Source organism: Pseudomonas sp. PvP001 (assembly GCF_040546375.1).
In the GTDB taxonomy this organism is placed as follows: Bacteria; Pseudomonadota; Gammaproteobacteria; order Pseudomonadales; family Pseudomonadaceae; genus Aquipseudomonas; species Aquipseudomonas coleopterorum.
The window spans coordinates 3,175,324-3,187,892 of record NZ_JBEPNQ010000001.1; the positions used below are offsets into that span (position 1 = coordinate 3,175,324).

Sequence of the window (12,569 nt, forward strand, 5' to 3'; positions counted from 1 at the left end):
CTATTCCGCAGGAAGGGCCAGGCGCTGGCCCGCCATCAACAACGACAAGCGCGACAACCCCACCCACACCGAACCTGGCGCCTGGCCCTTGATCTGCGCGTCGATGCGTTGCGCATCCTGCAACAACTGCGCCCAGCGCAGTGCCGAATGCCGCTGCAGAGCCTTGCTCATCAGCGGCTTGCGCTTGTCCCAGACGGGCGGGCGGGCTTGGCTGAACGCCTTGTCCAGCGGCACCCCCTGGCTGTACTGCTGCGACAGGCTGGCCAGCAGCCGCAGCTCGCGGGCCAGGGCCCAGAGAATGACCGGCGGCTCGACACCTTCGCCGCGCAAGCCTTCGAGCATGCGCAGAGCATGTTCGGCCTGGCCATTGAGGATCGCATCGATCAGGCCGAAGACGTCGAAGCGGGCACTGTCGGCAACCGCCGATTGCACCGTTTCCAGCGTGATCTGATTACCCTCGGCCAGCAACTTGAGCTTTTCGATCTCCTGCGCGGCCGCCAGCAGATTGCCTTCCACCCGCGCGGCGATCAGCTCGACCGCGTCCGGTTGCGCCGCCAGCCCGGCCTGGGCCAGGCGCTGACGGATCCACTGCGGCAACTGCTGCGCATCCACCGGCCAGATCTGCACGAACTGCGTGTGCGCGCCATCCACCAGGGCCTTGCCCCATTTGGTTTTCTGCGCACTGCCATCCAGCTTGGGCAGGCTGATCAACAGCACGGTATCTTCAGCCGGCCGTGAACAGTACTCGATCAGCGCCGCGGCGCCCTTGTCACCCGGCTTGCCCGAAGGCAGGCGCAGTTCCAGCAGGCGCCGCTCGGCGAACAGCGACAGGCTGGCACCGGCCTGCAGCAGCGTGCCCCAATCGAAGTTGCTGTCGGCACTGAACACCTGACGCTCGTCGAAGCCTTGCTGACGCGCCGCGGCACGAATGGCGTCCGCCGCTTCCTGACAGAGCAGCGGATCGTCGCCGCTGACCACATAGACGGGCGCAAGCGGGCCTTGCAGGTGTTTGCCGAGCTGGGCGGGGCTGATCTTCATGGACGCATCGACAGGGTTGGAATCTCAACGGGAACGATGGCAGCGAAAAGGGCGCCTGAGCGCCCTTGTCTGCGTTACTGGTTGGGGATCTGGATCGGCGACTGCTGGGGCGTTGCATCGATCACACGCTGAGCTTCGGCGGCCGCGTCGGCTTCGGCCTTGGCGCGTGCGTCGGCATCCACCTGCAGCTTTTGCAGCTGGGCAGGGGTGATCTGCTGCAGACGCAGCATCATGCGCTGAACCAGCTCGTTGCGCATTTCACGACGTACCTGGCTGGCTTCCTGGTCCGAACCGGTCAGGTTGTTGCCGTCGTGGACGTAGACCTTCTGCACTTCGATCTTGTCGTTGAGCAGGCTCAGGTTGTTCCGGCCGCGAATCTCGTACTGCAGTGTGTTGCTCAGCTCGTACTCGGAGGAGCGCGCCGAACCGCTGTAGCTGGCGGTGCGTCGATCATCGCGCTCGTTCACCAGATCCAGGGTGTACGGTGCACCGTTGGCCACGTTGACACCGCTGTTCTGCAGTGCTTTGCGCAGTTGCACCACGGTCTGGCCGTAGGCGTCGCGAGCGGTGACGTTGAGTTCCTTGAGGGCCATTTCGTTGGTGCCGGTGCCACGGAGCTGGAAACCACAGGCGCTCAGCAGGACAGCCAGGCCCATAACCAGCAGATTGCGTTTGATCATCTTGTTGCTCCCTAGAAACCTTGTTGGCTGTGGCGTGCATGACGGGCGCCCGGTAAGGCGGGCGCCGGTCGATCAGCTGGCGACGATGTTGACCAGTTTACCCGGTACGACGATGACCTTGCGGATGGTCAGGCCGTCGGTGAAACGCAGCACGTTTTCGTTGACCCGTGCGGCGGCTTCGATCTCTTCGCGGCTGGCGCTGGCCGGCATGTCGATCTGGCCGCGCAGCTTGCCGTTGACCTGGATGACCAACTGCAGGCTGTCCTGCACCAGGGCCGATTCGTCCAAAACAGGCCAGCCTGCATCGATCACCGCATCGGTGTGGCCCAGTTGCTGCCAGAGCTCGTGGCTGATGTGCGGCGTGATCGGTGCCAGCAGCAGGGTCACGGTTTCCAGACCTTCGTGCAGCAGGGCGCGATCCTGAGCCGTGGCCTGCGAGGCCTTCTCCAGCACGTTCATCAGCGTCATCACCTGGGCGATAGCCGTGTTGAACTTGTGGTTCTGGCCTACATCCTGACTGGCCTGCTTGATCGCCAGGTGAATCGCACGGCGAACGGCTTTCTGCTCGTCGTCCAGAACCGCGACGTCGAGCGGGGCATGCGAACCCTGGCCCACGTGTGCCTGCGCCAGGCGCCAGACGCGCTTGAGGAAGCGGTGCGAGCCTTCCACGCCGGAGTCGGACCACTCCAGGCTCATGTCCGGTGGCGAGGCGAACATCATGAACAGGCGGCAGGTATCGGCACCGTACTGGTCGATCATCGATTGCGGATCGACGCCGTTGTTCTTCGACTTGGCCATCTTCTCGGTCCCGCCGATTTCCACCGGCAGGCCGTCGCTGATGAGCTTGGCCGAGACAACCTTGGCCTTGGCATCGCGAACCAGCTCGACGTCGGCCGGGTTGAACCAGGTCTTGCTGCCGTTGGCTTCGAGACGGTAGTAGGTTTCGGCGATGACCATGCCCTGGGTGAGCAGGTTCTTGAACGGCTCGTTGGAACTGACCAGGCCTTCGTCGCGCATCAGCTTGTGGAAGAAGCGCGCGTACAGCAGGTGCAGGATCGCGTGCTCGATACCACCGATGTACTGGTCCACCGGCAACCAATGGTTGGCAGCGGCCGGATCGACCATGCCGCCTTCATAGTGTGGCGAAGCGTAACGGGCGAAGTACCAGGACGATTCCACGAAGGTGTCCATGGTGTCGGTTTCGCGCTTGGCCGGTGCGCCGCATTTCGGGCAGGTGCACTCGTAGAATTCGGGCATGCGCGCCAGTGGCGAACCGGCGCCATCGGGGACCACGTCTTCAGGCAGCACGACCGGCAGTTGGTCTTCGGGGACCGGAACGTCGCCGCAGGCGTCGCAGTGCACGATCGGGATCGGGCAACCCCAGTAGCGCTGGCGGCTGATGCCCCAGTCACGCAGGCGGAACTGGGTACGCGACTTGCCCAGGTCCTTCTTGATCAGGGCCACTTCGATGGCGTCGAATGCACCTTCGAAATCGAGGCCGTCGAATTCGCCGGAGTTGATCAGCGGACCGTGTTCATTATAGGCAGCGACCCATGGTGCAGGCGTCAGATCGCCCGCACTGGTGCGCACCACCGGCTTGATCGGCAGGTCGTACTTCAAGGCGAATTCGAAATCGCGTTCGTCGTGAGCCGGAACGGCCATGACCGCGCCGTCGCCGTAGTGCATCAGCACGTAGTTGGCGACCCAGACCGGCAGCTTTTCGCCGGTGAGCGGATGCTCGACGAACAGCGCGGTTGGCATCCCGCGTTTTTCCTGGGTGGCGACGTCGGCCTCGGCCACGCTGCCGCTCTTGCACTCCTCGATGAAGGCCTGCAGCGCGGCATCGGAGCGTGCGGCCAGGGTCGCCAGCGGATGTTCCGCGGCAACGGCAACGTAGGTGGCGCCCATCAGCGTGTCGGGACGTGTGGTGAACACCTTCAGCGTCCCGGCCTCGCCGATCGAAGACTGATCGTAAGGGAACTGCACTTCCATGCCCTTGGACTTGCCGATCCAGTTGCGCTGCATGGTCTTGACCTGTTCAGGCCAGCCCGGCAGTTCGTCGAGGCTCTCCAGGAGCTCGTCGGCGTACGCGGTGATCTTGAAGTAGTACATCGGGATTTCGCGCTTCTCGATGAGCGCGCCCGAACGCCAGCCACGACCGTCGATGACCTGTTCGTTGGCCAGCACCGTCTGGTCGACCGGGTCCCAGTTCACGGTACCGTTCTTGCGGTAGATCACGCCTTTTTCGAACAGGCGGGTGAACAGCCATTGTTCCCAGCGGTAGTAGTCGGGCTTGCAGGTGGTGACTTCGCGCGACCAGTCGATGGCCAGGCCCAGGCTCTTGAGCTGGGTCTTCATGTAGGCGATGTTTTCGTACGTCCACTTGGCCGGCGCGACGTTGTTCTTCATGGCCGCGTTTTCCGCAGGCATGCCGAAGGCGTCCCAACCCATGGGCTGCAGGACGTTCTTGCCCTGCATGCGCTGATAGCGAGCGATCACATCGCCAATGGTGTAGTTGCGCACGTGCCCCATGTGCAGTTTGCCGCTGGGGTAGGGGAACATCGACAGGCAGTAGTACGTGTCCTTGCCTGGCTGTTCACTCACTTCAAAAGACTTCTTCGCATCCCAGAACGACTGGGCGGCGGCTTCGATTTCGCGGGGCTGATAGAGTTCGTGCATGGCTACTTTGCGCTGAGAAATGGGTGACCTTATCCGGCAGCTGCTAAATAGGCTGAGCCTGTTGGCAAGGTACGATGATATTAAACGCCGTAGCATACATGACCCCCCTCTATCGAGGGAAACCTTGATTGCAGCTGCCAAGGCTCGATCAGGCGCGTGGCGCGTTCCGTTGGTCGCTGCAACCGACTGATTTTCCAGCCAGCGCTAAGCTTGTGGAGGATAGAACGTTTTTCTCTGGAGTGAGGTGAGCCAATGGTAGAGCCGCATATCGAAGCCATGCAGCCTGATGTTTACGAACGTCTCATCGACCGTCTGGGGCTGGCCCTGGACGTGGCCCGAACGGCGGTTCGCCTGCGCGATGAAAAGCCAGCGGAACTGGAGTTGCGTGGCTTGAGCCGGGCCGAGTATGAATTGATCGACGCCTACCTGCATGTCTGTGGCGAGCGCGCCCGTGCCGAGCCGTCGGCCCCCACTGTTCCGGTACGCAAGGCATCGGCCAAAGTGTATTGGCTGCACGAGCGCGACCGACGCAGGTCGTCCATTGGCAGGCATGGCCGCGGGTACTCCGGGAAACCGTGAGCGCGGTTGTTCGCCGGCGCGGCAACGCTTAGGCTTCGGGCATTTTCTGGAGATGCCCGATGTTTTCACGTTTCATCCTCAAACAATTGTTGCTGCCGCCCGGAATCTTTTTCGTCCTGTTGCTGGCCGCCTGGTGGCTGCGCCGTCGCTGGCCACGGTTGGCGGGCGCCTGCTTCGTCGCCGGATTGGGCGGACTATGGCTGATGAGTCTGCCGGTGGTGATGCAGCATGCGGCGAGCCGGCTCGAGAGCGAGCCGGCACTGCCGGTGCAGGCGTGGAGCACCCTTGCGCAGCGCGCCGACGCCATCGTGATACTGGGAGCTGGTCGCGAGCGCGGCGACCCGGCCTGGGACGGCATCGATCAGCCGACCGGTATCGCCCTCGAACGGGTCCGCTACGCGGCCAGGCTGGCCAAGGCGTCCGGGCTTCCGGTGCTGACTTCCGGTGGCCTGCACTACGGCTCGCCGCCCAGCGAGGCGTGGATCATGGCGCAGTCCTTGCGCGACGATTTCGGCACCTCGGCGCGCTGGATGGAGGAGCGCAGCCGCACGACGTGGGAGAACGCCGAATTCAGCGCCCAGTTACTCGCCGAGCACGGCATCAAGCGTGTGGTGGTGGTGACTCAAGCCTGGCACATGCAGCGCTCGCGCTGGAGCTTCGAACAGCAGGGACTGCAGGTGATACCGGCACCGGTGGGCTTTCTGGGTACAGACAATGCACGGCCGCTGGGAGGGTGGTTGCCTGAGAGCAAGGCCATTTGGCAGAACGGCCAGTTGCTCAATGAGGCGGTGGGGTTGGTGGGGTATAAGATGTTTTATCGGTGATCTTGAGGGCCTCTTCGCGGGCAGAGCCCCGCTCCCACAACCCCCCCTGTGGGAGCGGGGGCGGGCGGCGAGCCCTCTGCCCGCGAAGAGGCCGGTACAGACAGCATCAAGCCCTTCTACGCAGCAACGCCCACCCCAGCAGCAACACGCACACCACCGTCATCGGCCATGACCGGAGCTGCAGATAAGGCGTCAGACCCTGCATCGGCGTCACCTCGCCATACATCACCGCTTCCTCGAACTGCGGCACCTGGGTGGTGATGTTGCCGAACGGATCGATCAACGCAGTAACACCGTTGTTGGTGGCGCGGATCATCCAACGGCCGGCTTCCAGCGCGCGCATCTGTGCCATCTGCAGGTGTTGCAGCGGACCTATCGAAGTGCCGAACCAGGTGTCGTTGCTGATCGTCAGCAGCAGGTCGCTGCGCGCGGCCATGCTCGCGGCCAGCTCCGGATACACCACTTCGTAGCAGATGAACGGCGCGATCTGGTATCCCTTGGCCTGCAGCAACGGCTGGTCGGCCGGGCCGCGGGCGAAGTCGGACATGGGCAGGTCGAAGAACGCGATCAGGCCGCGCAGCAGATCCTGCAAGGGCACGTATTCGCCGAAGGGCACCAGCTTCTGCTTGCGGTACAAGCCTTCGCCGTCACCTACCACGGTAATGCCGTTGTAGAACCGGCGCTGACCGTCTTCCACCTGGCGTATGGGCACGCCGGTGATCAGTGCCGAATGCCGGTCGCTGGCAAACCTGCCCATCATCGCCAGATAGCCTTGAGCCGAGTCCATCAGTACCGGCACCGCCGTTTCCGGCCAGACGATCAGGTCCACCGGCTTGGAAACGAAGGTCTTGTCGCGATACAGCTGCAACTGGTGATCGACCGCTTCGGGGTTCCACTTGATGCTCTGGGCAATGTTGCCCTGAACCGCCGCCACGTTCAGCGGCTCGCCGGCGGGGGTCGTCCAGTTGTGGCCCTTGAATGCCTGGCCGAGGACCCACGGCGCCAGCAGCAACACCACAGCGCCCGCCAGCAATGGCTTGCGGTGGCGCAGGCGTGCAAGGTTGCACAACAGCGCCGCGGTCAAGGCGAGGGCGAAGGACACCAGCCACATGCCGCCCACTGGCGCCAGGCCGGCAAGCGGACCGTGCAACTGGCTGTAGCCGCTGTACAGCCAGGGGAAACCGGTCAAAAACCATCCGCGGAATGCTTCCTGACCCAACCACAGCGCGGCAAAGGCCAGAGCGTCAGCCAATGGCGCATCGGTGCGCCGCAACCAGCGCGCCCACACCCACGCCGGGAGGGCGAAGAACAGCGCGACCGCAGCGACGAAGCCAAGCATCAGCAAACCTGCCAACGCCACCGACGCGCCACCGTAGGTGTGGATGCTGACGTAGATCCAGCTGGTGCCAGCGCCGAACAGACCGAAACCGTAGCACCAGCCACGACCGAGCGCCTGGCGCGGTTTCAGCTCGCGCAGGCCGAGGTAGAACATCGCCAGTGAAAGCAGGGCCAGCGGCCAGAGATCGAAGGGGGCCAGGAACAGCGGGGTCAACCCGCCGGCCGCCATGGCCAGCAGGTTACCGGGCCAGCCGGGGCGGGTGATCCAGCGCATTATTTTCCTTAACGAGGAGTCTGGGCAGGTGCCTCAGCGGGCGATTGGCGTAAGGCGCAGCAGGTGGATGCGGCGGCTGTCGGCGTTGAGGATGCGAAAGCGCCAGGCACCGATCTCGGTCGTCTCGTTGCGCTTGGGCAGGTGGCCAAAGGCACTCATCACCAAGCCGCCGACGGTGTCGAATTCATCGTCGGAGAACTGACTTTCGAAGAACTCGTTGAAGTTCTCGATCGGAGTCAGTGCCTTGATCAGAAAGTCACCGCTGGGCAGGGGCTTGATGTAGCTGTCTTCCTCGACGTCGTGCTCGTCCTCGATGTCGCCGACGATCTGTTCCAGCACGTCTTCGATGGTCACCAGGCCCGCCACACCGCCGTACTCGTCGATCACGATGGCCATGTGGTTGTGGTTGGCGCGGAACTCGCGCAGCAACACGTTCAGACGCTTGGACTCGGGCACGAAGGTGGCCGGGCGCAGCAGATCCTTGATGTTGAAGTTCTCGTGGTCGTTCTGCAGGATCAACGGCAGCAGGTCTTTGGCCAGCAGCACGCCGATCACGTCGTCGTGGTTCTCGCCGACCACCGGGTAGCGCGAGTGTGCAGCATCGATGACCGCCGGCAGGAATTCGTGCAGGGTCTGTGTGGACTTGATGCTGATCAGTTGCGAGCGCGGCACCATGATGTCGCGCACTTGCAGGTCGGCGACCTGGATGGCGCCTTCCACGATGGTCAATGCTTCGCTGTCCAGGAGCTTGTTCTGGTGCGCTTCGCGCAGCAGTTCCAGCAGTTCCTGGCGGTTCTTGGGCTCATGGGCAAAGGCCTGGGTCAGTTTACCCAACCATGACTTCTGCCCGTTGCTCGATCGATCTTCGCTCATAGCCCTTTACTCGTGATCCTTGCCAATTGCTTTGGTGGGGGTGTCGTCGACGTCTTCGTCGGCGGCATAGGGGTCCGGATGACCCAATTCTGCTAGCAACTCTCGTTCCAGCGCTTCCATTTCCTCGGCCTCATCGTCGTCGATGTGGTCATAGCCCAGCAGGTGCAGGCAGCCGTGCATCACCAGGTGCGCCCAGTGTGCGTCCAGGGCCTTGCCCTGTTCGGCGGCTTCGCGCTCGACCACCGGGACGCAGATGACCAGGTCGCCCAGCAGCGGAATGTCGAGCAGGTCGTCGGGCACGTCTGCGGGAAATGAAAGCACGTTGGTTGCGTAATCTTTGTGACGATAGGTGAGATTCAGCTCGCGGCCTTCGGTTTCATCGACCAGGCGGATGGTCATCTCCGAATCGGCGCTGCGCTGGCGCAACGCCAGCTCGCACCAGCGGCGGAACTCGGCATCGCTCGGGCCAGGCGCGGTGCTGGCCCGTTGCAGGTCAAGCTCAAGCATCGCGGCGTTTGTCCCCGGCCTCGTTGACGGTGGCGGGCTGGGCGTCGAAACGCTCGTAGGCCTCGACGATGCGCTGCACCAGCGGGTGACGAACGACGTCCTTGGGCATGAAGTGGGTGAAGCTGATGCCCGGAACGTCCTTGAGCACTTCGATGACCTGGCCCAGGCCCGACTTGGTGCCCTTGGGCAGGTCGACCTGGGTGATGTCGCCGGTGATCACCGCGGTCGAGCCGAAGCCGATGCGGGTCAGGAACATCTTCATCTGTTCCACGGTGGTGTTCTGGCTCTCATCGAGGATGATGAAGCTGTTGTTCAGGGTGCGTCCGCGCATGTAGGCCAGTGGCGCGATCTCGATGACCTGTTTTTCGATCAGCTTGGCGACGTGTTCGAAGCCGAGCATTTCATACAGGGCGTCGTACAGCGGACGCAGGTAGGGGTCGATCTTCTGGGCCAGGTCGCCGGGCAGGAACCCGAGCTTTTCGCCCGCTTCCACGGCAGGGCGCACCAGAAGAATGCGTCGAACCTGCTCGCGCTCCAGTGCATCGACAGCGGCGGCCACGGCCAGGTAGGTCTTGCCGGTACCGGCCGGGCCGATGCCGAAGTTGATGTCGTTGGCCAGGATTTCCTTGACGTAGCGCTGCTGGTTCAAGCCGCGTGGCTTGATCATGCCCTTGCGGGTACGCAGCGCGACCGGCACTTCGCCCGAAGCCGGGCTGTCCAGCTCCTCGACGGCCGACTCCTGCAAAAACAGGTGAACGGTGTCGGGGGACAGCTCGGTGGCCTTGGTTTCCCGGTACAGGCGGCGCAGCAGGTTTTCCGCCGAGCGCGTGTGCTGGGCGTCGCCGATCAGTTCGAACTGATTGCCACGGTTGCGAATTTCGATTTCCAGGCGCTGTTCGATCAAGCGCAGATGCTCGTCGAATTGTCCGCACAGGTTGGCGAAGCGGCGAGCCTCGAAAGGCTCGAGCAAGAAGCGATGTGGTTCGATAGGTGCGTTCAAGGTCGTATTCGGCCGCCCGACGGCAATTGAAATGAGTCCAAGGATAACCCCTGTCAGGGGCGGGGCGAAAGGGGCGAGCGGCGAATGGCGCTCCACGCAACTTGTAGGAGCGGCCATCGGCCGCGAAGCGTTCGCCGCGGTCAACCAGACAACCGCGGCGCGGCGTTCGCGGCCACGGACCGCTCCTACGCAGGCGTGCAGCAGGATGTGCGGTCGCGAACGGCCTGTTGTGGTGACGCAGTCAGGCCAGCAGTTCACCACGCAGGGAGTGGGGGCGGGCCTCGGCGATGTGGATGTCGACGAACTGGCCGATCAGTCGGGCATCCGAGCAGCTGAAGTTGACGATACGGTTGTTCTCGGTGCGCCCCTGCAACTGGCCCGGATCCTTGCGCGAATAATCGGTGACGAGGATGCGCTGGGTGGTCCCGACCATCTGCCGGCTGATCTCGAACCCTTGCTGATTCAGGCGATGCTGCAAGGCATCCAGGCGCTGCTTCTTCACCGCCTCGGGGGTGTCGTCGGCCAGGTCGGCCGCCGGTGTGCCGGGCCGCTGGCTATAGATGAAGGAATACGAGAAATCCATGCCCACGTCCGCGACCAGCTTCATGGTCTGCTCGAAGTCTTTCTCGGTCTCGCCGGGGAAACCGATGATGAAGTCCGAACTGATGCAGATGTCCGGCACCGCTGCCTTGAGCTTGCGCAACTTGGACTTGTATTCCAGCACCGTGTGCCCGCGCTTCATCGCGGCCAGCACGCGGTCCGAACCGGACTGCACCGGCAGGTGCAGGTGTTTCACCAACTGCGGCACTTCGGCGTGGGCCAGGATCAGGCTGTCGGAAAACTCCAGCGGGTGCGAAGTGGTGTAGCGGATGCGCTCGATCCCGTCGATCTGGGCGACCACGCGGATCAGCTCGGCCAGATCGGCCAGGCGGCCGTCGTGGGTCTGGCCTCGGTAGCCGTTGACGTTCTGGCCCAGCAGGGTGACTTCGCGCACGCCGTTGTCGGCCAGGTGCATGACCTCGGCCAGAACGTCGTCGAAAGGTCGGCTGACTTCTTCGCCACGGGTATAGGGCACCACGCAGAAGGTGCAGTATTTGCTGCAGCCTTCCATCACCGACACGTAGGCGGTCGGCCCGTCGATACGCGGTTCGGGCAGGTGGTCGAATTTCTCGATCTCGGGGAAGGAGATGTCGACCTGCGGCAGGCGGGTGATGCGCGCTGCGTCGATCATCTCGGGCAGGCGGTGCAGGGTCTGCGGGCCGAACACCACGTCGACGTAGGGCGCGCGGTCGCGGATGGCCTCGCCTTCCTGGCTGGCCACGCAGCCGCCCACGGCGATGACCATTTCCGGCTTGGCCAGCTTGAGCTCGCGCCAGCGACCCAGCTGCGAATAGACGCGGTCCTGGGCACGCTCGCGAATCGAACAGGTGTTGAGCAGGATCACGTCGGCGTCTTCGGCACGGGCCGTGACTTCCAGGGCTTGATGTTCACCCAGCAGGTCGACCATGCGCGAGCTGTCGTACTCGTTCATCTGGCAGCCGTGGGTTTCGATGTAAAGCTTCTTGGCCATTAGGTGATCATCAAGTGGTTCAAAGAACCGCGCATTATAGTGCCCGTGGTCGGTGGTTCCTAGCATTGCCTGTCGGGCGGCTATGCTATAGTTTTCGCCCTCTTTCAAGCTCACGACCTTGTATCTGCCGACGATGACCAAACGCGAAGCTCCAATCTACAAAGTGATTTTCCTCAATCAGGGCCAGGTATTCGAGATGTACGCCAAGCAGATCTACCAGAGCGATCTGTGGGGGTTTCTGGAGGTCGAGGAATTTGTCTTTGGCGAGCGCACCACCGTGGTCGTCGACCCCAGCGAAGAAAAGCTCAAGGCGCAGTTCGAAGGCGTGACGCGCAGTTTCGTGCCGATGCATTCGATCGTGCGGATCGATGAGGTCGAGCGTCTGGGCACGCCGAAGATCAGCGAGGCGCGCATGACCGGCAACGTGATGCCCTTCCCCATGCCGATGCCCGACAAGTAACCGCTCGCCGGACAGCGACCCGGCTCAGGGCAGGGGGGCGAAGGGCGAGCGGCTGCCGCCGTCGGCGGTCTGCAGTTCGAGCAGGTATTTGCGGAAAATCTGCCCCAGCACCTGGGTGGCCACTTCGAGGTCTTCGCGGCGCATCTGCCCGGACACCTCGTCGGCCACGTCCAGCGCATCTTCGGCGCCGTTGACCGCGGCCATCTTCAGCACGATGTAGGCCTGGATGTTGTTGGCCGCCACGCCCTCACCCTTGAAGAACATGGTCCCCAGGTGATACTGCGCTTCGGCATGGCCTTGCAGGGAAGCCTGTTCGAAATAGCTGAGGGCCTGATTGAGGTCACGCTCGGTGCGCGTGCCGTCGTAGTAGAACTGACCCAGCTCGAATTGCGCCTGTGCATCGCCATCCTTTGCGGCCTGCTGACAGGCAGCCAGCGCTGCGGGCAAGGCCTGGGCAGAAGTATTGAGGGTGCAGCGACCCACCGCCGGGATCAACAACGAATTGCCGCCTGCGGTAGCCATTAGCGGCTGAAGAAGCAACAGGCAGCCCAATGCAAGGGCGCGGCCGGTGCGGTTCATGGGGATCGACTTACCTCTGCGGAATGCGGGCGGACCCGACGTGGAAACGTGGCGGGTGCTGCATTATGAAATAAGCGGGGGGGCGGTTACAAAGTCTTTACTCGTTTTTCTGCGATATCGTCCAGATGGTCAGACTTCACAGGGACGAGCGGCCGTTCGAAGACGCGA

General features: G+C 63.1%; 12 protein-coding genes. 3 read left to right on the plus strand and 9 right to left on the minus strand.

The window, feature by feature from the left end; all coding sequences use genetic code 11:
• From holA to leuS, 3 genes are all read right to left on the minus strand, one after another.
• Complete coding sequence (gene holA / locus ABMD26_RS14485; RefSeq protein WP_122742656.1) at positions 1-1,038, minus strand: DNA polymerase III subunit delta; 1,038 nt, start codon at positions 1,036-1,038, stop codon at positions 1-3.
• Positions 1,039-1,112: 74 nt separating this feature from the next.
• Positions 1,113-1,718 (minus strand): LPS-assembly lipoprotein LptE, encoded by a 606-nt coding sequence (locus ABMD26_RS14490; protein WP_354310385.1) that lies wholly within the window; start codon positions 1,716-1,718, stop codon positions 1,113-1,115.
• Positions 1,719-1,790: 72 nt separating this feature from the next.
• Positions 1,791-4,397, minus strand: coding sequence for a leucine--tRNA ligase (gene leuS, locus ABMD26_RS14495; protein WP_354310387.1), 2,607 nt, complete (start codon positions 4,395-4,397; stop codon positions 1,791-1,793).
• A 252-nt stretch (positions 4,398-4,649) separates the two neighbouring features.
• Between leuS and ABMD26_RS14500 the strand changes: the two genes are divergently transcribed.
• The gene (locus ABMD26_RS14500; RefSeq protein ID WP_354310389.1) at positions 4,650-4,976 is read left to right on the plus strand and encodes a hypothetical protein; all 327 of its coding nucleotides are present in this window, start codon (positions 4,650-4,652) and stop codon (positions 4,974-4,976) included.
• A 59-nt stretch (positions 4,977-5,035) separates the two neighbouring features.
• A complete protein-coding gene (locus tag ABMD26_RS14505) occupies positions 5,036-5,800 on the plus strand; it encodes a YdcF family protein (RefSeq protein WP_354310391.1) in 765 nt (254 codons plus the stop codon).
• Positions 5,801-5,906: 106 nt separating this feature from the next.
• Here the strand turns inward: ABMD26_RS14505 and lnt are convergent, their stop codons facing one another.
• From lnt to miaB, 5 genes are all read right to left on the minus strand, one after another.
• On the minus strand, positions 5,907-7,412 hold the full coding sequence (gene lnt, locus ABMD26_RS14510) for an apolipoprotein N-acyltransferase (protein WP_354310393.1): 1,506 nt from the start codon (positions 7,410-7,412) through the stop codon (positions 5,907-5,909).
• A 33-nt stretch (positions 7,413-7,445) separates the two neighbouring features.
• A complete protein-coding gene (locus ABMD26_RS14515) occupies positions 7,446-8,285 on the minus strand; it encodes a CorC family transporter (RefSeq protein WP_354310395.1) in 840 nt (279 codons plus the stop codon).
• Positions 8,286-8,291: 6 nt separating this feature from the next.
• Entirely contained in the window at positions 8,292-8,792 is a 501-nt protein-coding gene (gene ybeY, locus ABMD26_RS14520; RefSeq protein ID WP_049860855.1) for an rRNA maturation RNase YbeY, read from the minus strand.
• Complete coding sequence (locus ABMD26_RS14525; RefSeq protein WP_354310398.1) at positions 8,785-9,792, minus strand: PhoH family protein; 1,008 nt, start codon at positions 9,790-9,792, stop codon at positions 8,785-8,787. Before ABMD26_RS14525 ends, ybeY begins: the two co-directional genes overlap by 8 nt.
• A 241-nt stretch (positions 9,793-10,033) precedes the next feature.
• Positions 10,034-11,362, minus strand: coding sequence for a tRNA (N6-isopentenyl adenosine(37)-C2)-methylthiotransferase MiaB (miaB, locus tag ABMD26_RS14530; protein WP_090360529.1), 1,329 nt, complete (start codon positions 11,360-11,362; stop codon positions 10,034-10,036).
• Between the two features lie 133 nt (positions 11,363-11,495).
• Here miaB and ABMD26_RS14535 point away from each other — a divergent pair, with 133 nt between their 5' ends.
• Positions 11,496-11,822 carry a DUF1820 family protein gene (locus ABMD26_RS14535; protein ID WP_043192686.1) on the plus strand — a complete coding sequence of 109 codons (327 nt, stop codon included), beginning with the start codon at positions 11,496-11,498 and terminating at the stop codon, positions 11,820-11,822.
• Positions 11,823-11,846: 24 nt separating this feature from the next.
• On the opposite strand, the gene ABMD26_RS14540 is transcribed toward ABMD26_RS14535, so the two are convergent.
• Positions 11,847-12,401, minus strand: coding sequence for a tetratricopeptide repeat protein (locus ABMD26_RS14540; protein WP_049860857.1), 555 nt, complete (start codon positions 12,399-12,401; stop codon positions 11,847-11,849).
• Positions 12,402-12,569: the final 168 nt, after the last annotated feature.

Coding starts and splice junctions, on each gene's coding strand:
- lnt (WP_354310393.1), bottom strand. CDS start 7,412: ATGCGCTGGATCACCCGCCCCGGCTGGCCCGGTAACCTGCTGGCCATG.
- ABMD26_RS14535 (WP_043192686.1), top strand. CDS start 11,496: ATGACCAAACGCGAAGCTCCAATCTACAAAGTGATTTTCCTCAATCAG.
- ABMD26_RS14490 (WP_354310385.1), bottom strand. CDS start 1,718: ATGATCAAACGCAATCTGCTGGTTATGGGCCTGGCTGTCCTGCTGAGC.
- leuS (WP_354310387.1), bottom strand. CDS start 4,397: ATGCACGAACTCTATCAGCCCCGCGAAATCGAAGCCGCCGCCCAGTCG.
- miaB (WP_090360529.1), bottom strand. CDS start 11,362: ATGGCCAAGAAGCTTTACATCGAAACCCACGGCTGCCAGATGAACGAG.
- ybeY (WP_049860855.1), bottom strand. CDS start 8,792: ATGCTTGAGCTTGACCTGCAACGGGCCAGCACCGCGCCTGGCCCGAGC.
- holA (WP_122742656.1), bottom strand. CDS start 1,038: ATGAAGATCAGCCCCGCCCAGCTCGGCAAACACCTGCAAGGCCCGCTT.
- ABMD26_RS14540 (WP_049860857.1), bottom strand. CDS start 12,401: ATGAACCGCACCGGCCGCGCCCTTGCATTGGGCTGCCTGTTGCTTCTT.
- ABMD26_RS14515 (WP_354310395.1), bottom strand. CDS start 8,285: ATGAGCGAAGATCGATCGAGCAACGGGCAGAAGTCATGGTTGGGTAAA.
- ABMD26_RS14505 (WP_354310391.1), top strand. CDS start 5,036: ATGTTTTCACGTTTCATCCTCAAACAATTGTTGCTGCCGCCCGGAATC.
- ABMD26_RS14500 (WP_354310389.1), top strand. CDS start 4,650: ATGGTAGAGCCGCATATCGAAGCCATGCAGCCTGATGTTTACGAACGT.